We start from the raw sequence: 22,071 nt of genomic DNA, 5'->3' as shown, positions 1-22,071 counted from the left end.
AGCCCACATGAAAAAAATAATTACGAAAGCATCAGGCCTTGTCATCGTGTGCGCAACCCCACTGGCAATGGGGTTCACATTTGAAACCGAAACCCTCAATGGCTCCTTCGACTCCACGATCACCGCAGGCATGGGCCTGCGTACCGAGTCACGGGCCTGCAACCTGATCAACCAGGGGCCGACCGGGCACAACGTGCCCTCCGGCTGCCTGGCGCAGAGTTCCGGCGTGGCGGACCAGGGCGACCTGAACTACGACCGCGGCGACATGTTCACCAACTACCTCAAGGGTACCCATGAGCTGTTGCTGAAGATGCCCGAGGAATTCACCTTCATGGCGCGCGGGACCTGGATCCGCGACTTCGCTGCCACCGATACCACCGGCACGCTGTCGTTCAACACCCCAGAGAGCGTCGGCAGCAACGGGCTGAGTGACGACGCCCGCGACGACCTCGCCTTCAAGGCTCGCCTGCTGGACCTGTGGGTGAGCAAAGGCTTCGACATGGGCGGGCAGCGGGTCCGTGCGCGCCTGGGCAACCAGGTGATCAACTGGGGCGAAAGCCTGTTCGTGGCCGGTGGCATCAACAACACCAACGCCTACGACTACCAGGCCTTGGCGCGCCCCGGCGTGCAGCTCAAGGAGGCCGTGCTGCCCGCGCCGATGCTCAGTGTCGCTTCGGGCCTTGGCTCGGGTGTTAACGTCGAGGCCTACTATCAGTTCCGCTGGAACAAGAGCGAGTTGCCGCCGGTGGGCAGCTACTGGTCCACCAACAACGCGCTGGGCGAGGGCAGGGGGGACTACGGGTTCTCCGAGAAGGACGCCCGCGACAGCGGCCAGTGGGGCCTTTCGCTGCGCTGGCAACCGGAGGACAGCGACATAAACTACGGCTTCTACGTGATGCGTTATCACGACAAGTTGCCGTCATTGCGCGTCGCCATTCTTGACCCGGACACCTTCGCCGCTGCCCCCACCTGGGAATACCAGGAAGACCGAATGATGTATGGCATCAGTGCCAACATGCCGATCGGTGACTGGGCCGTCGGTACGGAGCTTTCGTACCGGCCGAAGGACTCGGTCATGCTCAACCCGGTCATCGACCTGTGCTCCAGCAATGGCGGCAAATGCTGGAAGGACGAAAAGAAGTTCCAGTGGCACCTCACCGGCCTGTACAGCTTCACGCCTTCCAACTCCCCGACGCTGCTCGACTTCACCGGAGCCAGCACGGGCACCTTGTTGTCCGAGCTTGTGGTCATCAAATACCCAGGGCTGCATGACGAGGTCAATGGCGAGCCACTCGCTGCGGGGCTCAATACCTGGCAGTTGGACCCTGTGACAGCGCCCAAGCCCCGTGGCGACAAGACGTCCTCTGGCATCAACCTGGACTTCAGCCTGACCTATGACGGCACCTTGCTGCCGGGCTGGCAGGTCACGGCAGGTGTATTCTATTCGCGCTCGCTAGGGGGCAGGACGCCGAACCTGAGTGCGACCTTCACCGAGGACGCGAGCAGCATGAACCTGTATCTGAACTTCGTGCGAAACCCGGCCAGTTGGCAGATCTCCCTCAACTACGCAAAGTTCATGGGCGGCGACACGCCCTACGACCAGCTTTATCGTGACCGCGACTATGTCGGCGTTGCGATTTCCCGCACCTTGTGAGGCCCGCCGTGAACGGTTCTGTAAAGTTATCCGAAGCTCCGGCACCTGGCCTGCTGTCACGTGTCGAGGGTGTGTTGTTCGGGCATCGTCGTCTGGTGCTGGCGACCCTGGCGGTGTTCACGCTGATCATGGGCTGGTTCGCCGTGCAACTGCGTATGGATGCAGGCTTCGAAAAGCAATTGCCGGTAGGCCACGAATACATCAAGACATTCGAGGCCTACCGCAACGACCTGCTGGGAGCGAACCGGCTGACCATCGTGGTCAAGGCCCGACAGGGCGATATCTGGAGCGCCCCGGGCCTGAAACGGCTGTATGACGTCACCCAGGCGGTGACCTTCCTCCCGGGGGTTTCCCGCAGCAGCGTGCGTTCGTTGTGGACGCCCAATGCCTTCGTCAACGAAATCACCGAAGAAGGTTTTCGCGCTGACCCACTGGTACCAGGAACGGTTTCGCCCGAGCACCTGGATGACCAGGTCATCGCGACGATCGCCAGCTCCACCGCCCAGGGTGGTTTCATCGGCACGCTGGTTTCCCGGGATCAGAGCAGTGCGATGATCACGGTGGAACTCAACGAATACGACACCAATGGCGCGCACCTTGACTATGTGGCGTTCAACCACAGGCTGGAGAAAGAGATCCGCCAGCAATTCGAGGATGGCGATTTCGAAATCCAGATCATCGGTTTCGCCAAGCAGATCGGTGATATTGCTGACGGGGCTTCAGCCGTGCTGGAGTTCTGTCTGCTGGCGTTGCTGCTGACGGCGGGGGCGGTGTACTGGTATTGCCACTCGCTGCGCTTCACGCTGCTGGCGCTGGTCTGTTCATTGGCCTCTCTGGTGTGGCAGTTCGGTAGCCTGCGCCTGTTGGGGTACGGGCTCGACCCGTTGGCGGTGCTGGTGCCCTTCCTGGTATTCGCCATCGGGGTGTCCCATGGCGTGCAACAAATCAACTTCATCGTCCGCGAGATCGCCATCGGCAAGAGCGCCGAAGCGGCGGCGCGTTCGAGCTTCACGGGGTTGCTGATCCCCGGGACGCTGGCGCTGGTGACCGCGCTGGTTTCCTTCGTGACGCTGCTGTTGATCCCGATCCCGATGGTGCGGGAGCTGGCGATCACGGCCTCGCTTGGCGTGGCCTACAAGATCATCACCAACCTGGTGATGTTGCCGTTGATGGCGTCGTTACTGCGTGTCGATGACAAGTACGCCGCTGCCCAGGAAGCCTCCCGGCAGCGCCGGACCCGCTGGCTGCGTGGCATGGCCCGGCTCGCCGAGCCGCGCAGGGCACAATGGGTGCTTGGCGTTGCCTTGGTGGTATTCCTGGTGGCGATCTGGCAAAGCCATGACCGTGTCGTTGGCACGCTGCAGGCGGGCGCGCCGGAATTGCGCGAGGACGCCCGCTTCAATCGTGATGCGGTCTCCATCGCCGGTAACTACGACATTGGCCTGGACTGGCTCAGCGTGGTGTTCGAAATCAACAAGGAGCCCTCTGGCGAAGACAGCCAGGTGGCCTGCGAGGATGTTGCCCTAGGCCAGTACCAGGATCGCTTCGTGTGGGCTATGCAGGGGGTGCCCGGTGTCCTGTCGGTAGCGTCGTTCTCCAGCAACATGCGCCAGTTCAATGAGGGCTACAACGAAGGCAACCCGAAAATGGCAGCGGTGCCCATTGACCCGATGAACTACGCCGCCCTGGCTACCGAGGTTGCGCGCACGCCCGGGCTGATGCGCACCGACTGCAGCATGTCCGCAGTGCACCTGTACCTGGCCGATCACAAAGCCACCACGATCAACCGGGTAGTGGATGCCGCCAAGGCATTCCGCAGCGAGTACCCCCTGCCAGGCATCTCGGTGCGCCTCGCTTCGGGCAACGCCGGGGTGCTGGCAGCCATCAACGAAGAAGTGGAAAAAAGCGAAACACCCATGCTGCTTTACGTCTATGCCGCCATCGCATTGCTGGTGTTCGTGGTGTATCGCGACTTGCGGGCAGTCCTGGTGTGTTGCCTGCCGCTGACCATCGGCACCTTCATTGGCTACTGGTTCATGAAGGAGCTGCAGATCGGACTGACCATCGCCACCTTGCCGGTGATGGTGCTGGCGGTGGGCATTGGCGTCGATTACGCCTTCTACATCTACAACCGTCTGCAACTGCACCTGGCTCATGGGCAGTCGATTACCAAGGCCGTGGAATACGCGCTGCTCGAAGTGGGTGTCGCCACTATTTTCACCGCCATCACCCTGGCCGTGGGCGTGGCCACCTGGGCCTTCTCGGAACTCAAGTTCCAGGCCGACATGGGCAAGCTGCTGGCCTTCATGTTCATCGTCAACATGGTCATGGCCATGACCGTGCTGCCGGCCTTCGCCGTGTGGCTGGAGCGGGTATTCCCACGTAAGCGCCCCGTGCGCATGATCGGCGCGCTGGTGCACTGAGGAGAGAAGCATGAAGTTCAGGGTTTCATTCACCGCAGCCTTGCTCGCAGCAGCAGTGCCGCTGATGTCTATTCAGGCCGCGCCGTTGCAGGCCGTACCGGCCGTACAGGTGAGCCATGCCACGCAGGCCACCATGCTGGCCGCCGGTTGGGCGGGGGCGCGCATGGTGGCCGTGGGCGACCACGGTGTCGTGCTGTTATCCGACGATCAAGGCATGCAGTGGCGCCAGGCGAGGTCGGTACCGTTGTCCACGCCATTGACGGGCGTGTCTTTCGTGGATGCCAAACGCGGCTGGGCGGTTGGCCACTGGGGCGCGATCCTGGCCACCACCGATGGCGGGGAGTCCTGGCAGGTCCAGCGACTGGTCACCGAAGAAGACCGGCCACTGTTCGCGGTGCACTTCTTCAATACCCGGCAGGGTGTTGCGGTAGGCCTCTGGTCGTTGGTGCTGACGACCGAGGATGGGGGGCTGACGTGGGCTGAGCAGGCGGTGCAAGCGCCGCCCGAGGCCAAACGGGCCGACCTCAACCTGATGGGGTTGTTTACCGACAGCCGCGGCACGCTGTACGCCACCGCCGAGCATGGGCGGGTGCTGCATTCCGAAGACCAGGGGAAGAACTGGCATTACCTGGATACCGGCTACGAAGGCACCCTGTGGTCTGGCGCGGTACTGGCCGATGGGCGTCTGCTACTGGGTGGCCAGCGCGGCACCCTGTTGCAGGGTTCAGCGGACGGCAAGGGCTTTCGCCGAGTGCCAACGCAAAGCAAGGGCTCTTTCACTAGCGTAGCGGTAGCGGGCTCTCGTGTGTTGGCGGTCGGGCTGGATGGGCTGAGCGTGCAGAGCAGCGATGGCGGGCACAGTTTTCAGGAAGCGCAGACCGCTGATGGCCTTTCACTGACGGCGGCGTTGTTCAACGCCGAGGGTGTACCTGTCTTGTTTTCACGCCGTGGGGTAATGCCCTACCAGGAGTGAAGGGCCGGCCACTCGCTCAGAGGCCAGGCATCGCAAACCGATGCCTTGCCTGTTTCCTTGCCTGGGCGTTTGGGTGGTCGTGGCACCTTCAGGCCCAGCCAAGTCAACGCTGGACGCTAGAGCTGAAGGTAATCCGCCAGGTCTGCGTAGTTATGCTGCCAGAGGCCAGGGCTGCCATTGGGGTATTGGGAGCGGAAACCGAGGATCTTCTGAACCCGTGGAGAAAGCGTGCGCACCAGCTCGAGCGGCACGATCAACGGGTAGGCTTCTTCAGGCGTGATGATCGAAGCCTGCATCGGGATGGTCAGACCGCGACGGTAATGGTCGGCGGTCACGTTGGCCCCGCCACCGTGAACGACCTTGCCGCCGAACAGCACGGCATCCCCAGCTTTTAGCAGGGCTGGAATCGTCATCTCTGGGGTTCCGACATCGTCGAAGTCATCCCAGTCCTGGCTCCCCGGAATCAAACGCGTGGCGCCGTTTTCCTCGGTGAAATCGGTCAGCGCCAGCATCAGGTTGGTGATGGCGCGTGGCGCATGTTTGTTCATGGCCACGAACGGATGGTACTGCATCATGTCACGGTGCAGCATTTGCGCTTTGTTGCCTGGGCCGATCTCGATCAACTGGGCCGTGGTCAGCCACCAGTCACCGCACTCCGGGGCGTAGAGCACGTTCCCCAGTTCGTGAAAGAGGTCGTCATCTAGGATTTCCTCGCGAAAGGTCTTGCTGTGGGTGACGAGGTTGGTAAGCCGTTTGGTCTGATGGCCATGGAACTCGGCGATCAGCTCGTGCTCGTGCCTGGAGCCGGCATCGAGCGCGGCCAGGGGGGCGTCGAGTTCGTTGTTGATCCGTACGACTTGTTCTGGGGTCATGAAGTTGCGGATGATGACCGCACCTGCCTGGTCGTTCAGCAGCGCAATCTCTTGCGCGGAAGTCGAGCGGGTTACCACGGGCAGGCTTGGCATGGAGTTGCGAGCGGCTGACATTGAGAACACTCCAGATTGAAAGGAACGGTTGGCGGAAGCGGGTCGACGCTCAATCGAGGGGCATCAGGAAACAGGCCCGCTTGCCACTGCGCTAAACCCAAAAAAAGGACATGGAGCGTCACGGTGCCTCCTTGTATTTTTTGTTCAGGCAGTGCGTTCATGCTAGGTTTCCACTGACCTTGCGCCAAGGTACGAACTGCACCACTTTCCAGACGATTTTTGAGTGATTTGCACTGCCCATGACCAGCACGCCATTGCCCTGGCCACGCCCCTCGGAAGCCGTTCGCGAGCTCATGCGCAAAGGCGCCGAACTTGCTCAGGCGCTGCCACCCGAGTGGATCGAGCGCCTGAATCAGTCACTGTTCTCTTCACCCGAGGATGCCAAGTTGCTGGAGGACCCGGTTATCCTCGCAGCGTGCCGGCGCGCCAACCGGGCAGAGTTGCTGCACTGGGCCAATGCCAACCTGCAGCGTCCTGGAGAGCCGGTGGAGCCCTACGTCTCCGCTGACATGGTGGACACGGCCAGGGAGCTCGCCCGCAGGGGGTTGTCCGAACTGCTGATGAATGTTGCACGGTCGACACAGAACGCAGCCTGGGACCTGTGGATGAAGATGGCCTTCAGCCTGACGCAGGATCCCGTGGTGCTCGAGGAATTCCTGGAGGTCTCGTCGCGGTCGATCTCGGAATTCATCGACAGCAACATGCGTGTGGTGACGCAGATCATCCTTGAAGAAAAGAGCGCCCAGGCCCATGACGATCCTGTCGATAAACGCAGCCTGGTCAGCCGGCTGCTCGATGGCAGGGATGTGGACGCCGAGCAGTTCGGCAGGCGACTGGGCTACAGCCTGGCGCAGAGACACCATGCCTGCCTCGTCTGGAGCGAAACCCCGGACGCCGAGATTCGCCCCCTGGAAGACATGGCGCGTGCCCTGGCGCAGCTCACGGGCACGGTAGCGCCGCTGATTGTGTTCGCGGGCCCTGCGACCCTGTGGGCCTGGAGCAATGCGGTAAAGCCGCTGGACCTGAACCTGCTGCAGGACGTCGCCCGGCAATTTCCGAAGATACGCGCGGCAATCGGTTCGGCGGGCGCGGGGATGAATGGCTTCCGGCGCTCGCACCTGGAAGCCTTGACCACCCAGCGGTTGATGGGCCGTTTGGCGGGTTCACCCGCCGTTGCCACGATTGACCAGGTGAGAATGGTGTCGCTGATGACCCAGGATGCCCGCGCGGCCAGGCAGTTCGTCTTGAGCACGCTGGGGCGCTTGGCGACCGAGCCCACGGTTCTTCAGCATTCGTTGCACGCCTTCCTGGCTAATGGCTGCAACATCACCCAGACCGCCGAGGTGCTGGGTACCCATCGCAATACCTTGCTGCGCCGGCTGGAGCGCGCCCAGGACTTGCTGCCTATTCCGTTTGGCGACCATCGCATCCAGATCGCTGCCGCACTCGAGCTGGTGATCTGGAATACCCCTTTTGCAGACGACGAGAAATAGTTGTCAAAGCACGTTCAGAGTCAGGGCTGCGGGCCAGGAACCAGAATTCGAGCAGTTAAATACCTAGTGATTTGCCATGAGCTTGCGTCAACTGGCTCCGCTCGAATGCGCCCACGTTGTAGTTCTTACATCTTTTCGTCGCTGCCGAAGAACATTTGTATCCTCGATCTCAACCACCGCTCCGCCGGATCATTGTCCTGCGCCCCGCGCCAAGCCATGTGCAGCTCGAACGTGCGCACCGCCATTGGCAGGTCTTCAGCGCGCAGCCCACCGGCTGCAGTCAACGCATCAGCCGTGTAGTCCGGGACCGTGGCGACGATATCGGTGCCCGCCAGCAAGCTCCCCAAGCCGTTGAACTGCGGTACGGCCAGCACCACATGGCGCTTGCGGCCGATCTCTTCCAGTGCCTCATCGATGAAGCCCGACAGGTCACCGGCAAACGACACCAGCGCATGGGGCCGCGCACAAAAGTCGTCGAGGGTGATGCTGCCTGGCACGCTGTCGGCGCGCAGCAGCTTGGGCTTGCTGCGTCGCAGTATCTTGCGCTTGGCGTTGGCCGGCAGTTCGCTCGTGTAGCTGACGCCAACGGAAATCTCACCCGAGGCCAGCAGGGTCGGCATCAGCAGGTAGTTGACCCGGCGCACCACCAGGACGATGCCGGGGGCTTCGGCGCGGATGCGCTTGAGCAGCTGTGGCAGCAGGGCGAACTCGGCGTCGTCCGACAGGCCAATGCGGAACACCGCGTTGCTGGTCGCCGGGTCGAACTCGGCGGCACGGCTGACCGCGGTGGAGATCGAATCCAGTGCCGGCGACAGCAGGGCAAAGATTTCATGGGCGCGTGCCGACGGCTCCATGCTGCGGCCGGTACGCACGAACAGCGGGTCGTCGAACAGGTTGCGCAGGCGCGACAGGGCCGCGCTGATCGCCGGCTGGCCGAGGAACAGCTTCTCGGCGGCACGGGTCACGCTACGCTCATGCATGAGGGTTTCGAACACGATCAACAGGTTGAGGTCTACGCGACGCAGGTCGTTTCGATTCATCGGTGCGCTTCGCCTGAAGTGGAGCAGGGGTGAATCTTAAGGCCAAAGGCTGTTACCCTGCACGGATTTCCGGGGGCCAATGCACAGGAAAGTCAGGTGCCCAATCGATGACAGGCATGTCGACTATTAATAGCCACTGATGGTCTAACGGTAAAAGCCCGGATAAAGTCCGTGGTAATACGAGATTCACACAGGCGAGGTATGCGATGTCCCGCATGATCCGTTTCCACAAGTTCGGCGCTGCCGATGTGCTCCGTTGCGAGGAGCAGGCCGAACCGTCACCTGCCGTCGGCGAGGTGCAGATCCGCGTCGAGGCGATCGGCGTGAGCTGGTATGACGTGCTCTGGCGGCAGAACCTGGCGCCATCCCAGGCCCGTCTGCCCGCGGGGATCGGCCACGAGATGGCCGGTGTGGTGACGGCGGTCGGCGAAGGCGTCGATGACATTGCGGTGGGCGACCGGGTTGCCAGTTTCCCGGCCACCAGTGCCAACGATCACCCGGTGTATGGCGACGTCATCGTCCTGCCGCGCACCGCCATCACCCGCTACCCGGACCTTCTCACGCCGATCGAGGCCAGCGTGCACTACACGCCGCTGCTGATCGCCTATTTCGCCTACGTCGACCTGGCACGGGCCAAGGCCGGGCAGACCGCGCTGGTCACCGATGCCAGCCATTGTGCCGGGCCAGCCTTCGTGCAACTGGGCAAGGCGCTCGGCCTCAAGGTGTTCGCCGCCACCAAGGAGCCCGAGCAGCGTGAATACCTGCTGGCCCTGGGTGCCGACAAAGTGATCGTCACCGAAGAGCAGGACCTGCTCATGCAGGTAGGCAAGTATACCGATGGCCGCGGCGTGGACATGGTCCTCGATGGCATGGGCGGCCCACAGATGTCGCTGCTCGGCGATGTGCTGGCGCCACGTGGCAGCCTGGTGCTGTATGGCCTGCAGGGAGGCAACCAGACGCCGTTCCCGGCCTGCGCGGCGTTTCAGAAGAACATCCAGTTCTACGTGCACTGCATCGGCAACTTCACCGGCAAGCCGGAACTGGGCATCAGCCAGGACCAGGTGGCGCTGCAACGGGCCTTGCGCGATATCAACCAGTTCACCGCCGATCAGTTGCTGACGCCGCAGATCATCAAGGTGTATCCGTTCTCTGAGGTGGTCGAGGCTCATCGCTATATGGACGAATGCCCCTGTGGTGGGCGGGTGGTGCTGGACATGGCGTCGGCCTGACAGCATGTTTGGCAACGAGAAACCGGGCTGATGCCCGGTTTTTTGCATGTTGAGCGTCTATCTTGAATAGGTTGAAGTTGCGGGCTTTGTAATTGAATGTTACCTAAAAGCAATGGTTCATCTCTTTAAGCGTCCTTTTCTATAAGGCATTTTCCTGTTGTCTGCATAATGTGTGTTTTCTGATTTCTGAATGGTTTTTTAGTCGGCATCTGTATCTTTTAATCCTTTTTCAAGGCTCGATAATGGCGCAATGATACTTGGCGTAAGGAGCGTGCGGTGGAAAAGGGGCCCTATTTTTCAATGGCATGGCGACAGATTTTCTCAACTTCAAAGATTCCCGTTTTACTGTAGGAAATTTCTTAAAGTTAAATTCGCTGCACTCGTTCATAGGCGGCCCGTTTGTGCGGCGAATGAAGTTGTGAGGTGACGCCGTGAGTATTGTTCACGACCAGGCTATGCACTTTATCTACCAACAGGTGCTGGAGCGCCTGTTGAGCCATATGTCCAAGGAACAACGTGTTTCGCTGCAACTGCTGATCCAGCGTTTGCTGGTGGCCGCCGGTGGGCCGGAATATATCGGTACTTTCAGGTTGCTGGTGGTGCAGGGGGCCGATCGCCGTAGTGCCCGGCTGCTGGCGATATTGCGTGCAGCCCAGCTGAGCATCGCCTTGCGGGCTTCGGTAACGTTCAAGCTTCGGGTGCTGGTGAGTTGTTTGCCGGCAGCCAGCGGCGCGCAACTGGAGCAGCACGAATGCCACTTCAACGCCTTGTTCATGCATGACGACCCGCGAGTGCAACTGGAAATGATCGATGGGGCAGCTGTGCTACCTTTCTGCCGTCGGGCCGACGCCACGACTCGGGGTTGGCCGTTGGCTCGTGAAGCCTTGCTCCTGTTCGGCCACCTCGTCGATGCGCGCCCGGATGCACTGCTGGGCAGTCGCACGCACCTGGAGCTGGCCGACGCCATTCGCCTGGCGCTGACCTCCTACCCGAGCGCCGATGCGCTTGTCACTGCCATGCCTGCTGGCCAGCGCCGGCGCTTTGCCGCCTGGGCCCGCCGAAGCCTGCGCCAGGCAGGTCTGCCAGGCCCGGACGCGCTGCATCAATGTGTTGAAAGCATGGCCAACTGCCTGGGCCAGCTGCATGCCGCCGCCGGCTTTACGGGCGGGGCACTCGCCAAACCGTGCAGCGCACCGTCGAGAGCGTTACCGCTGCGGGTGATCGTGATCGACGATCTGCTTGCGCAACTGCTCGGTGAGGGCGAACTGGACCAGGTGCTGGGAGGCCGCTCCGAGCCGGTGCGGCACGCCACGTCGATGTCGGCGTTTGTTGACCCGCTGGCGCTGGCGCAGTTGCATGAACTGGCAATTCGCTGCAAGGCGCCTGTCGCACCCAGGCAGGCATTGCGCCTGGTCAGCCCGAACGCTGAAGCGCAGCCACATCAGGCTCGTCTGGCCAAGGCATACGGCCTCGAACAGACGCAGCTTGCCTGCATGCTGTACCGGCCGTTTGTCGATCAGGGGGCTGGGCTGGAGCATTTTCTGCAATCCCGGCATGCCGACATGCTGGTCGCATTACCTTACCTGCATCGCGCCCTGCAAGGCAAAAGCTGCCCTGACGCGGTCAAGGACTGGATAGTGAACACCAGCGGCCTGACGCTTGCGCAGCTGCGCATGGTCTACAAGGGGCGGCTGGGGCCTGGAATGGGGCACTTGCTGACCAAGCTGGCGCGACGGGATGTGCAACTGCGTTTGCTGAAGCGCAAGGCCGCCCCGCGCACGTCGGCACGAAGGCATCACCCCGATGGGCCGTGAGTTCGCCTATCAGGTGGTGTACCGCTATCTGGTTGCGTTGATCGACGAGGCGGAGCGGGGCGGGCAGCCACGCTTGCCCTCGTTGAGAGCCTTGTCCAGGCGCCTGCGTGTTTCGCTGGCCACGGTGCAGGCCGCCTACAACCTGCTCGAGCACGAAGGACGTGTACGGTCGGTACCAAAGTCCGGCTACTTCGCCCAGGCCTGTATCCAGGCAGGCCAGGTCGACGCGGCCCATGCGCTGCCGGCGCAGCCGCAGCTGGAGCGCGTACTGTGCGCCCATGAGCGGCGCCTGGGGCGGCTGCGTGGGCGGCCAACGCGCATGCTGGGCGGGCCACGCCTGCGTGATGCCTTGGCAGAGCGCTACACGCGGTCTTCCCGTCAGTTCTGGAGGCCGGAAGATGTGCACCTGGGCCCGGATGTGCAGGCCGTACTGGAAACCCTGCTGCTGGCACTGGCGCTGCGAGGCGCTACCGTGCTGGTCGCTTCGCCGTGCTGCTGGCGGATTCTGCGCACGCTGCAACGCTTCGACATGCGGGTCATCGAGGTACCGCTGCAAAGCTGCGGCAGCCTGGATATCGCCAGTCTTTCAAGGTTGCTGGGATGTGAACCGGTGCGCATGGTCATCATGCCATCGTGCCTGGGTATGCCCGTGGGGCGCCTGATGCCCCAGCGAGTTCAGCAGCAACTCGGTGATCTGCTGGCACTGCATCCGGTCTGGTTGCTGGAGAACGATCTGGACAGCGAGTTGTGCTTTGCCATGCCAACGAGGCGCTTGCGCGATTGCGTTGACCCGCGCTGGTTGCTGGTGCTGGGTTCGCTCGAGTTCTCAGTGGGGGCCGAGGCACCTTATGCCTACGTGCTGGGGGGCCACCCGGCCTTGCCGGAAGCGTTTGCCCAGCGCGCCTTCCAGCTTGCGCCGATGCGGCAGCAGGCGCTGGCGCAGATGATCGCGACCGGCGAGCTCGATGAGCAGCTAGGCCGGATACGCTTGGCGCTGCAACGGCGCATGGAGCAATTTGGCCAGCATTTGCGTACGGTCATGGGCAGCCAGGTGGACTTCGACATGCCTGATGGCGGGTGCGCCTTGTGGGTGCGCCTGTCACTGGCGATGGAGGGCACACACGCCATGGCGGCGACGGCGGGCTCGGCATTGCAAGTGCTGGCGGGTGAGCAATTCAGTTTGCACGGCCGTTACCGTCAGCATCTGGCGCTGACGTGGCTGGGCGAACAGCCCGAGGCACTGGTCGAGGCGTTGGAAACCTGGCAGGGGACCTGGTGTTCGGCACCATTCGTCGGTAGGTCGGCGGAATGAACCCTGGTGCTTGCCTGGGTGCTCTGTCTGTATGTATAAACAGTGCTCACTCTTTTTGCCCGACCCTGTCCTGTGATCGCCCACTCCGTCGATGACCCGCTGTATTACCTGCATAACTTCCGCCAGGTGCTGCTGTGGGTCGAGTCACGTTACGCCGACCTGCTCGATGAGCAGGAGCTGGCCTTTCTCCAGGCCTTTGCCGAGCTGGCGCAGCCCGCTCAGGCGCTGATGGTGCGCATGGTGATGCGCAAAGGTGAGCTATTTCGCTGTGACCGCCTGGACTATGCCGAAATCGGTGACAGCATGGCGGCCCTGCAACCCCTGTTGGCATTGGGTTGGGTGCGCGAGCCCGAGGCCCTGAGCCTTGAGCAGCTGTTCGCACTGTTGCGCAAGGATGAGCTTGCCCTCGGTTTCGCGGGGCAGTTGAGCCGTCCGCGGGCAGCCAAGGGTGACCTGTTGGAACAATTGCGGCCGCTGGCGCTGGTCCCCAGGCCCTTGCGTGAGTGGTTCGTCCAGGCCCCGGTGGGTATCGTGCAATGGTGTTTGCAGCCTCTGTGCGATCGCATGCGCCTGTTGTTTTTCGGCAACCTGTACCAGGACTGGTCGGACTTCGTGCTGGCTGACATGGGCCTGCTGCGTTTCGAGCAGGTACCGTTCAGCCCCGACTCACGTGCCCTGCAACAGCGCAGCGAGGTCGAGCAGGCCATGCTGCTGCACCAGTGTGCCGAGCGCCTGGAACTGGGTGAGGACCCTGCTTCGATCCTGGCGACATTGGCAGGCCAGAGTATCGACAACCCATGGCTCGCCCGGCGCCATGGGCGGCTGCTGTTCGCCGTTGGCCAGCAGTGCGAGCGCCTGGGTGACTGGGACCAGGCCCTGGCGGTTTATGCCCGTAGCAGCCATGCGCAAGCGCGCATCCGCCAGGTGCGCGTATACGAGCGCAGCGAGCGTTGGCAGCAGGCCCACGCATTGGCCCTGGAGCTGGCGGGTGCACCGGTCAACGCCCTGGAAGTGCAAGCCCTGGAACGCATGTTGCCGCGGCTGGCACGCAAGCTCGGCGGGCCTGTACAGCGCCGCCGGCGCACTCCCGCCCTGGAGCTGATCGAACTGGAGTTGCCGCGCGAGCAGGCAGCGCTGGGTGTCGAGGAGGCCGTGCGCCGATACCTTGCGCAAGCGGGAGGGCAGGCGCATTACGTGGAAAACACCCTGTTCAACAGCCTGTTCGGTCTGCTGTGCTGGGACGCAATCTTCGCACCGGTTCCAGGTGCCTTCTTCAACCCGTTCCAGGCGGCGCCTCAGGACTTGCATGACAGCGATTTCCAGCAACGGCGTGCGGAACCGTTCGCGGCCTGCCTGGGCCGCCTGGACGAGGGCTCCCATCGTCAGGCCATCCTCGACTGCTATGTGGCCAAGCAAGGCCTGCAATCGCCGTTCGTGTTCTGGCCCATGCTCAGCGAAGCGTTGCTCGATCAGGCGCTGGCGTGCCTGCCTGCCGAGCACTTGAAACAGTGCTTCTTGCGCCTGTTGCAGGATATCCGCAGCAACCGTGCGGGCATGCCGGACCTGATCCAGTTCTGGCCGGAGCAGCAGCGCTACCGGATGGTCGAGGTCAAGGGCCCGGGTGACCGCCTGCAGGACAACCAGCTGCGTTGGCTGGAGTTCTGCGCCGAGCATGGCTTGCCGGTGGCGGTCTGCCATGTACGCTGGAGCGAGTCACCGTGAGCTACCGTGTGGCGGTGCGCGCGTTGTGCGAGTTCAGCGCCAAGGTCGGTGACCTGGACTTGCGCTTCACCCCGTCACCCACGGCGCAGGAAGGCATCGAAGGGCACCGCCGGGTGGTCGCCCGGCGCGCCGCAGGCTATGAAGTGGAAGTCGCGCTTGAGGGCGAGTATCAGGGCTTGCTGGTGCGCGGGCGTGCTGATGGCTATGACCCGGCCGCCAATCGCCTGGAAGAGATCAAGACCTACCGCGGCGACCTGGCACGCCAGCCGGCCAATCATCGCCAGCTGCATTGGGCCCAGGCCAAGGTCTATGCCTGGCTGCTGTGCGAGGCGCGGCAGCTGCCGGATATCGAAGTGGGGTTGGTCTACCAGGATGTCGACAACGACAGCCAGACGTTGATCAGCGAGCACTATCGTGCCGATGAATTGCAGGGCTTCTTTGAAACGCAGTGCCAGCGGTTTCTCGCCTGGGCCCAGGCCCAGCAACAGCGCCTTGCCGAGCGCGACCAAGGCTTGCAGGCCCTGGGCTTTCCTTACCCGGAGTTTCGCAAGGGGCAGCGGCAACTGGCTGAAACCTTGTACAAGGCGGTCAGTACCGGGCGCTGCCTGATGGCCCAGGCCAGCACTGGCATCGGCAAGACCCTCGGCACCTTGTTCCCGCTGCTCAAAGCCATGGTTCCGCAGCAATTGGACAAGGTGTTTTTTCTCACGGCCAAGACGCCGGGCCGGGCGCTCGCACTGGACGCGCTGGGCCAGATCAACGCGGGCTCGCCGCAGCCGGCCTTGCGCACCCTTGAACTGATCGCCCGCGACAAGGCCTGCGAGTACCCGGACAAAGCCTGCCACGGCGAGTCCTGCCCGTTGGCCCAAGGTTTCTACGACCGCTTGCCCGCTGCACGGGAGGCGGCGGCCTTGCGGCCCATGCTCGACCGCGCCGGCTTGCGCGAGGTGGCGCTGGCGCACCAGGTCTGCCCGTACTACCTCGGCCAGGAAATGGCCCGCTGGGTGGACGTGCTGGTGGCCGACTACAACTACTATTTCGACGCCCACGCCATGCTGTTCAGCCTGACCCAGCTCCACCAGTGGCGGGTCGCGGTGCTGGTGGACGAGGCGCACAACCTGGTCGAGCGCGGCCGCAGCATGTACAGCGCCAGCCTCGACCAGGGCCAGTTGCTTGCCTTGCGCCAGAGCAAGCCGCAAGGGCTCGGCAGTGCCCTGGATCGGCTGAACCGGCAGTGGAACGCGCTGTACAAGGACCAGCACGCGCCGTATCAGGCCAGTGATCAGTTGCCGGAGGCCTTCCTGCGTGCCCTGCAGCAATGCATCGGATTGATCCAGGAGCGCATGAATGAATCACCAGCCGAGGTCGATGCCCAGGTGCTGCAGTTCTTCTACCAGGCGCTGCAGTTCAGCCGCATAGCTGAACTGTTCGACGAGCATTTCCTGTTCGACGTCAGCCTGCGCAAAGGCCCGCGCAAGCGGCGCCTGGGCAGTCTGTGCCTGCGCAATGTCACCCCGGCCCGGCTGCTTGCCCCGCGCATGCACGCAGCGCGCAGTGTGACGCTGTTTTCCGCCACCTTGAGCCCGAGGCCTTTTTACTCCGACCTGCTTGGCATGCCGGCTGATACCGCTTGGCTGGAAGTGGCGGCGCCGTTTCGTGCCGAGCAGCTTGAGGTGCGCATTGCCAGTCAGGTTTCGACCCGCTATCGCCAACGCCAGGCTTCACTGGCGCCCATCACCGCGCTGATTGCCGAGCAGTACCAACGCCAGCCAGGTAACTATCTGGCGTTCTTCAGCAGCTTCGAATACCTGCAGCAGGTGGCGAGCCTGCTCGCCGAGCATCATCCCGGCATCCCGCTGTGGGCCCAGGCGCCGGGCATGGACGAAAGCGCGCGCCAGGCCTTTCTCGATCGCTTCGTGGCAGACGGGCAAGGGGTGGGCTTTGCCGTGCTCGGCGGTGCGTTCGGCGAGGGCGTCGACTTGCCTGGCACGCGCCTGATCGGGGCATTTGTCGCCACTCTCGGCCTGCCCCAGGTCAACCCGGTCAACGAACAGTTCAAGCAGCGGCTGGGCCAGCAGTTTGGCGCCGGCTTCGACTACGCCTACCTGTACCCCGGCGTGCGCAAGGTCATCCAGGCCGCTGGGCGGGTCATTCGTGGCGATCAGGACCGCGGCGTGCTGGTGCTGATCGACGAGCGTTTCGCCGAGCAGCGGGTACAGCAGATGTTCCCGGCATGGTGGCAGGTGGCCGTTAAATAATCCTCGGCAGCCCCATCGCACGGCATTGCAACTCCCAGTACACTGCGTGTTCCAACACCAACATCCGTTGAACTCGAGGTTTTTGCATGATGCTCAGTCCTTTGGCAGGCAAGCCGGCTCCGGCCAGCGTGCTGGTCGATATTCCCCGCCTGCTCACCGCCTACTACACCGGCCGCCCCGACGCCGCCGTGGCGGCCCAGCGCGTGGCCTTCGGCACCTCGGGGCACCGGGGCAGCTCGTTCGACCTGAGCTTCAACGAGCACCATGTGCTGGCGATCACCCAGGCCATCTGCCTGTACCGCCAGGAAAAAGGCATCGACGGCCCGTTGTTCATTGGCGCCGACACCCACGCGCTGTCCGCACCGGCTGCGGCCAGTGCGCTGGAAGTGCTGGCCGCCAATGGCGTGCAGGTGATGCTGTCCAAGGACGACGAATATACCCCGACGCCGGCGGTATCCCATGCCATCCTCTGCTACAACCGTGGCCGCAGCCAGGGCCTGGCGGATGGCATCGTCATTACCCCGTCGCACAACCCGCCACAGAGCGGTGGTTTCAAATACAACCCGCCCAATGGCGGCCCGGCCGACAGCGATGTGACCAAGTGGATCGAGGCCAAGGCCAACGAACTGCTGGCTGCGAACCTTGCCGGGGTCAAGCGCATGGAGCATGCCCAGGCGCTACAAGCCGCCACCACCCACCGCCATGACTACGTGACCCACTACGTGGCTGACCTGGAAAACGTCATCGATTTCGACGTCATTCGTGGCGCCAACCTGCGCCTGGGCGTCGATCCGCTGGGCGGGGCAGGGGTGCGCTACTGGTCGGCGATTGCCGAGCGCTACCAGCTGAACCTGGAAGTGGTGAACACCGAGGTCGACCCGACCTTCCGCTTCATGTGCGTGGACTGGGATGGCCAGATCCGCATGGACCCATCCTCGCCATACGCCATGCAGGGCCTGATCGGCCTGCGCGAGCGCTTCGACGTGGCCTTCGCCTGTGACCCGGACCATGACCGCCACGGCATCGTCACCGCCGATGGCCTGCTGCAGCCGAACAACTATCTGGCCGTGGCCATCGATTACCTGTATCGCCACCGTCCGCAATGGCGCAGCGACGCCGCAGTGGGCAAGACCGTGGTTTCCAGCGGCCTGATCGACCGCGTTACCGATCGCCTGGGCCGTGAGCTGTATGAAGTGCCGGTGGGCTTCAAGTTCTTCGCCCAGGGCCTGTTCGATGGCACGCTCGGTTTCGGCGGTGAAGAGAGTGCAGGTGCCTCGTTCCTGCGCAAGGACGGCACGGTCTGGGCCACCGACAAGGATGGCCTGATTCCGGCGTTGCTGGCGGCCGAGATGACTGCCCGTACCGGGCGCAACCCGAGCCAGGCCTACAATGACCTGACCGCGGCGCTGGGCAAGCCGTTCGCCACCCGTGTCGAGGCCAAGGCTGATGCCCGGCAGAAGGCGGCTCTGAGCAAGCTGGCCCCGGAGCAGGTGAAGTCGACCGAGTTGGCCGGTGAGCCGATCGTGCAAATCCTCAGCCAGGCGCCGGGCAATGGCCAGGCGATTGGTGGCTTGAAGGTGATGACGGCCAATGGCTGGTTTGCCGCGCGGCCTTCGGGGACGGAAGACATCTACAAGATCTACGCCGAGAGCTTCGTCGACGAGGCGCACCTTAAGCGCCTGGTGGAAGAGGCGCAGGTGCTGGTGGATGCGGCGATTGCCTGATTGATCGCTGGGGCCGCTTTGCGGCCCTTTCGCGACACAAGGCCGCTCCTACAGGCGATCGCATGTCCCCTGTAGGAGCGGCCTTGTGTCGCGAAAGGGCTGCGAAGCAGCCCCGTTCACTCATGCCACATCGACCAGAACGATTTCGCTCTCCTCGATCGCGGTCACCCGCAGCACCTCCTCCTGCTCGATCGCCACGCCATCCCGGCCTTTGGCACGCAGCCCATTGACCTCCACCAGCCCCTTGGCCGGCACCAGGTAACCCCGGCGCCCAGCATCGAAGCGGTATTCCGCGGTTTCGCCAGCCCGCAGCGTCGCAGCCACCAGCCGTGCATCGGTACGGATCTGCAGGCTGTCCTCATCACCGGCACGGCCACTGGCCAGGGTCACGAAGCCTTCGCCGCGCTCACCTTTAGGGAACGGGCGGGTCCCCCACGACGGTGCATCGCCAACCCTCTCCGGCACGATCCAGATCTGGAAGATGCGGGTATCGACCTCTTCCAGGTTGTACTCGCTGTGCACGATGCCGCTACCGGCACTCATCACCTGCACGTCGCCAGCTTCGGTGCGGCCTTTGTTGCCCAGGCTGTCCTGATGGGTAATGGCGCCTTCACGCACATAAGTGATGATTTCCATGTCGCGGTGCGGGTGCGGCGGGAAACCGCTGCCTGCGGCGATCAGGTCATCGTTCCAGACCCGCAGGTTGCCCCAGTGCATGCGCGCCGGGTCGTAGTATTCGGCAAACGAGAAGTGGTGGTGGGCGTCGAGCCAGCCGTGGTTGGCGTGGCCGAGGCCTTCGAACGGTCGCAGTTGCAGCATGATCGTGCTCCTTGAATCAGTGGAATGGAGCCATGATGCGCCTAAAATAGATCGAAAATAAGCGTAAATATCGGCTGATTATCATCATATAAATAGATTGATAGTCACGATGTAGATTATGTGATTCATCGCCTAATCCACTGATCTGCAAGCATTCGCTGGCGATTTTCGGCAGATGCGGCGAACATGGCCCGCTGATTTGCTTTTCAACGGAGTGACCGTGGCCCACGAGCAACCCCAGGCCCCCGCCGAACTGACCCCTCCCGCCCAGCTGCCTTGGTTGCGCCGCTTGGCCGCACGCCTGCTGGGCCGTGGCTTGAACCGCCTGCAGGCGCAGCACCGCGACTCCTGGTCTCTTGGTTACGAGGCCGGGCGCCAGGTGCTGGTGATCCGCGACGCGCGCCCTGACACCGCCGCCGTGCCCAGGCAGGACGACAACCTGTTCGACGATTGGCGCCTGCCGTTGAGCGCCGAACTGAAAAAGCGCTTCAAGGCCGACGTTGCCCAGCGCCTGCCCGCCGAGGCTCAGCCCAGCGCGGCACAGTGGAAGCTGATCTTCAGCGACACACCGTCCACTTGCGTGGTAGCCGGCGCCGGGGCGGGCAAGTCGACCTCGCTGGTGCTGCGCATCCTGTTGCTGCGTCATTACCTGGGCTACGAGCTGGATGCGATGACCGTGGTCACCTTCACCCGCGAGTCGCGCAAGGATTTCATCAAGCGCCTGGTGCAGGTGTTCGCCCTGTGGCAGCTCGACCTGCAACCGGCCAAGGCCCGCGAGCTGGTACGCACCTTCCATTCACGGATCCTGCCGCTGGTGCGCAGCCTGCCGGGCTTCAGCCAGGTGCGCGCGTTCGAGACCCTGGGCAACGAGATGCCGGCTGGCCGTGAGGCAGAAGCCGAGAGTAACCCGTTCGACCTGCGCCTTAACGATGCCCAGCGCCAACAGCTCAACCAGTGCTACAGCCAGTTGCTCGGCGACAGCCCGCGCTTCGCCGAGATCGTCGCCACCTTGCGCCGCGAGGCCCTGCAGCTCAAGCCACTGGACCCGGACCACCCGGATGTGCAGAAACGGGTACAAGTCACCCAGCTGGCCGCCCAGCGTGACGAAGAGCTGTGCGACGTGATCGAGGACCTGTGGTTTGCCGCTGGCGCCTGGCCGATCAAGGGGATCGAGCCCTGCCGCGAAACGGTCGAGATCCGTGGCAGCCGCTTCCATGTGCACGGGCGCCTGGAAGGCCTTGATGCCTGGGTGGTGCTGGGCTTCGACCCGGCGGAGAGTGCCCAGTACCAACGCCCTGGCGCCAAACTGGCGGTGCGGGCCGAGTGGGCGGTCAAGCGCACCTTGTTGAAGGCGTTCTGCGACAAGCCGCTGATCTGGCTCGACAACTACGCCATGGCCCGGCGCCTGGCGGCATCGCTGGCTGGCGATGCCGTGGCCGGGCCCGGGTTCGAGTACAAGGTCAAGGGCGAACTGGCCCCGGCGCCGCTGCTCGACGCCTTCGTCGGCGCCGCCAACTTCATCGAGAACCTCGGCCTTGAGGTGAACCCGGCCGTTGCAGCCATGAGTTTCCCTTCCGGCGACCCCGACGCACTGTTCTTCGAAGCGTTGGCCCTGTATTGGAAAGCCCTGGAGGCGCACCTGCTCGACCAGTCGCCACCAGTGATGAGCTACAACCGCATGTTCGCCCTGTTCGGCGAGAACAACCCGGAGAACCTGCAGCTGCTGCCAGACCCGTTGCTCAGGCCGTTGGCCCACCTGATGATCGACGAGTTCCAGGACGTCTCGCCGCAGATCGTCAGCTGGCTGCGCGCCAGCCTCGCGGAAATCCGCCGCCGTGGCCCGGCCATGCATGCCGGGCGTAATGCCCAGCATTCTTCGCTGATGTGCGTGGGCGACGACTGGCAGTCGATCTACGGCTGGCGCGGCAGTTCGCCGAAGTACTTCATGGAATTCACCAAGGCCTTCCCGTCACCGGCCAATACCCGGGTGATGCTGGTCGACAATTACCGCTGCCAGCAGCAGGTCATCGACGCTGCCGAGCACCTGGTCAAAGGGACGCCGGCCATTACCGGCAAGAAGGCGCGGGCTAGCGGGCCGGCTGCCGAGCTGCCAGCATCCCCGGTGCGGGTCTTCGACCGTGACGAGGCGGCGCTGGGCGAGACACTGATCGAGCATTACCAGCGTGGTGAATCTGTGATGATGCTGTACCGCAAGGGCAGCGACAAAGCCCTGATGAGCGAGCACCTGCAAGGCGTTCTGCACGCCGAAGCGCAGTTGCCCGTCGAGCAACGGCGCTTGCGCCAGCTGACCTACCACAGCGCCAAAGGGCTGCAGGCCGATGCGGTGTTCATGCTCGGCGATTGCCAGTACCTGACCAGTTCGCCGTACAAGAACCAGGTGTACCGCCAGGCCGGACTGGGCAAGGCAGGTGATGTCCAGCCGTTCGACACGGCACAGAAGGAAGAGGTACAGCGCCTGGCCTATGTGGCAGTGACACGCGCCGTCAGGCACTGTTACTGGCATGTCGAGAGCGCCAACGGCGAGGTGGCGGGGGCACCTCGCGCGTCGGCGCAGGTCGATGGGCGTCAGGCCTTTTTCGACGACCTGCGCGGGCAGTAGGGTG

14 protein-coding genes are annotated in these 22,071 nt (G+C 63.3%); 11 read left to right on the top strand and 3 right to left on the bottom strand.

The genetic code is table 11. The annotated features are described in order from the left end of the window. Nucleotides 1-7 precede the first annotated feature (7 nt). Genes ACLEJU_RS10915 through ACLEJU_RS10905 form a run of 3 tightly spaced genes read left to right on the top strand, consistent with a single transcriptional unit; the run spans nucleotide 8 to nucleotide 5,050 of the window. Complete coding sequence (locus ACLEJU_RS10915; RefSeq protein WP_435422276.1) at nucleotides 8-1,654, top strand: DUF1302 domain-containing protein; 1,647 nt, start codon at nucleotides 8-10, stop codon at nucleotides 1,652-1,654. 8 nt (nucleotides 1,655-1,662) lie between these two features. After that, complete coding sequence (locus tag ACLEJU_RS10910; protein ID WP_435422277.1) at nucleotides 1,663-4,077, top strand: efflux RND transporter permease subunit; 2,415 nt, start codon at nucleotides 1,663-1,665, stop codon at nucleotides 4,075-4,077. A 10-nt stretch (nucleotides 4,078-4,087) separates the two neighbouring features. Beyond that, the gene (locus tag ACLEJU_RS10905) at nucleotides 4,088-5,050 is read left to right on the top strand and encodes a WD40/YVTN/BNR-like repeat-containing protein (protein WP_435422278.1); all 963 of its coding nucleotides are present in this window, start codon (nucleotides 4,088-4,090) and stop codon (nucleotides 5,048-5,050) included. Between the two features lie 116 nt (nucleotides 5,051-5,166). Here the strand turns inward: ACLEJU_RS10905 and ACLEJU_RS10900 are convergent, their stop codons facing one another. Continuing rightward, the gene (locus ACLEJU_RS10900; protein WP_435422279.1) at nucleotides 5,167-6,036 is read right to left on the bottom strand and encodes a phytanoyl-CoA dioxygenase family protein; all 870 of its coding nucleotides are present in this window, start codon (nucleotides 6,034-6,036) and stop codon (nucleotides 5,167-5,169) included. A gap of 293 nt (nucleotides 6,037-6,329) precedes the next feature. Between ACLEJU_RS10900 and ACLEJU_RS10895 the strand changes: the two genes are divergently transcribed. Continuing rightward, the gene (locus ACLEJU_RS10895; RefSeq protein WP_085663851.1) at nucleotides 6,330-7,529 is read left to right on the top strand and encodes a helix-turn-helix domain-containing protein; all 1,200 of its coding nucleotides are present in this window, start codon (nucleotides 6,330-6,332) and stop codon (nucleotides 7,527-7,529) included. Nucleotides 7,530-7,654: 125 nt separating this feature from the next. Here ACLEJU_RS10895 and ACLEJU_RS10890 read toward each other — a convergent pair whose 3' ends face one another. Continuing rightward, nucleotides 7,655-8,569 carry a LysR family transcriptional regulator gene (locus ACLEJU_RS10890; protein WP_435422280.1) on the bottom strand — a complete coding sequence of 305 codons (915 nt, stop codon included), beginning with the start codon at nucleotides 8,567-8,569 and terminating at the stop codon, nucleotides 7,655-7,657. A 206-nt stretch (nucleotides 8,570-8,775) separates the two neighbouring features. Between ACLEJU_RS10890 and ACLEJU_RS10885 the strand changes: the two genes are divergently transcribed. From ACLEJU_RS10885 to pgm, 6 genes are all read left to right on the top strand, one after another. Continuing rightward, nucleotides 8,776-9,798: a zinc-dependent alcohol dehydrogenase family protein gene (locus ACLEJU_RS10885; RefSeq protein ID WP_435422281.1), complete on the top strand. Its 1,023-nt coding sequence runs from the start codon at nucleotides 8,776-8,778 to the stop codon at nucleotides 9,796-9,798. 431 nt (nucleotides 9,799-10,229) lie between these two features. Continuing rightward, nucleotides 10,230-11,612: a hypothetical protein gene (locus ACLEJU_RS10880; protein ID WP_435422282.1), complete on the top strand. Its 1,383-nt coding sequence runs from the start codon at nucleotides 10,230-10,232 to the stop codon at nucleotides 11,610-11,612. Then, nucleotides 11,602-12,924 carry a GntR family transcriptional regulator gene (locus tag ACLEJU_RS10875; protein ID WP_435422283.1) on the top strand — a complete coding sequence of 441 codons (1,323 nt, stop codon included), beginning with the start codon at nucleotides 11,602-11,604 and terminating at the stop codon, nucleotides 12,922-12,924. Before ACLEJU_RS10880 ends, ACLEJU_RS10875 begins: the two co-directional genes overlap by 11 nt. 72 nt (nucleotides 12,925-12,996) lie before the next feature. Continuing rightward, nucleotides 12,997-14,646: a VRR-NUC domain-containing protein gene (locus ACLEJU_RS10870; protein WP_435422284.1), complete on the top strand. Its 1,650-nt coding sequence runs from the start codon at nucleotides 12,997-12,999 to the stop codon at nucleotides 14,644-14,646. Further along, the gene (locus ACLEJU_RS10865; protein ID WP_435422285.1) at nucleotides 14,643-16,904 is read left to right on the top strand and encodes an ATP-dependent DNA helicase; all 2,262 of its coding nucleotides are present in this window, start codon (nucleotides 14,643-14,645) and stop codon (nucleotides 16,902-16,904) included. Before ACLEJU_RS10870 ends, ACLEJU_RS10865 begins: the two co-directional genes overlap by 4 nt. 86 nt (nucleotides 16,905-16,990) lie before the next feature. Next, entirely contained in the window at nucleotides 16,991-18,628 is a 1,638-nt protein-coding gene (pgm, locus tag ACLEJU_RS10860) for a phosphoglucomutase (alpha-D-glucose-1,6-bisphosphate-dependent) (protein WP_435422286.1), read from the top strand. A gap of 120 nt (nucleotides 18,629-18,748) precedes the next feature. On the opposite strand, the gene ACLEJU_RS10855 is transcribed toward pgm, so the two are convergent. After that, entirely contained in the window at nucleotides 18,749-19,447 is a 699-nt protein-coding gene (locus tag ACLEJU_RS10855; protein WP_435422287.1) for a pirin family protein, read from the bottom strand. A gap of 175 nt (nucleotides 19,448-19,622) precedes the next feature. Between ACLEJU_RS10855 and ACLEJU_RS10850 the strand changes: the two genes are divergently transcribed. Continuing rightward, on the top strand, nucleotides 19,623-22,067 hold the full coding sequence (locus ACLEJU_RS10850) for a UvrD-helicase domain-containing protein (RefSeq protein WP_435422288.1): 2,445 nt from the start codon (nucleotides 19,623-19,625) through the stop codon (nucleotides 22,065-22,067). Nucleotides 22,068-22,071: the final 4 nt, after the last annotated feature.

It is taken from the genome of Pseudomonas sp. SMN11 (assembly GCF_052041945.1).
In the GTDB taxonomy this organism is placed as follows: Bacteria; Pseudomonadota; Gammaproteobacteria; order Pseudomonadales; family Pseudomonadaceae; genus Aquipseudomonas.
Note: the sequence above shows the minus strand (reverse complement) of the source record. Positions and strands in the feature narration are given on the sequence as shown.

What these genes read in the sequence shown, in the direction of transcription:
- ACLEJU_RS10915 (WP_435422276.1), top strand. Translation starts at nt 8, where the DNA reads ATGAAAAAAATAATTACGAAAGCATCAGGCCTTGTCATCGTGTGCGCA.
- ACLEJU_RS10905 (WP_435422278.1), top strand. Translation starts at nt 4,088, where the DNA reads ATGAAGTTCAGGGTTTCATTCACCGCAGCCTTGCTCGCAGCAGCAGTG.
- ACLEJU_RS10900 (WP_435422279.1), bottom strand. Translation starts at nt 6,036, where the DNA reads ATGTCAGCCGCTCGCAACTCCATGCCAAGCCTGCCCGTGGTAACCCGC.
- ACLEJU_RS10895 (WP_085663851.1), top strand. Translation starts at nt 6,330, where the DNA reads ATGCGCAAAGGCGCCGAACTTGCTCAGGCGCTGCCACCCGAGTGGATC.
- ACLEJU_RS10890 (WP_435422280.1), bottom strand. Translation starts at nt 8,569, where the DNA reads ATGAATCGAAACGACCTGCGTCGCGTAGACCTCAACCTGTTGATCGTG.
- ACLEJU_RS10885 (WP_435422281.1), top strand. Translation starts at nt 8,776, where the DNA reads ATGTCCCGCATGATCCGTTTCCACAAGTTCGGCGCTGCCGATGTGCTC.
- ACLEJU_RS10875 (WP_435422283.1), top strand. Translation starts at nt 11,602, where the DNA reads ATGGGCCGTGAGTTCGCCTATCAGGTGGTGTACCGCTATCTGGTTGCG.
- pgm (WP_435422286.1), top strand. Translation starts at nt 16,991, where the DNA reads ATGATGCTCAGTCCTTTGGCAGGCAAGCCGGCTCCGGCCAGCGTGCTG.
- ACLEJU_RS10855 (WP_435422287.1), bottom strand. Translation starts at nt 19,447, where the DNA reads ATGCTGCAACTGCGACCGTTCGAAGGCCTCGGCCACGCCAACCACGGC.
- ACLEJU_RS10850 (WP_435422288.1), top strand. Translation starts at nt 19,623, where the DNA reads ATGCGGCGAACATGGCCCGCTGATTTGCTTTTCAACGGAGTGACCGTG.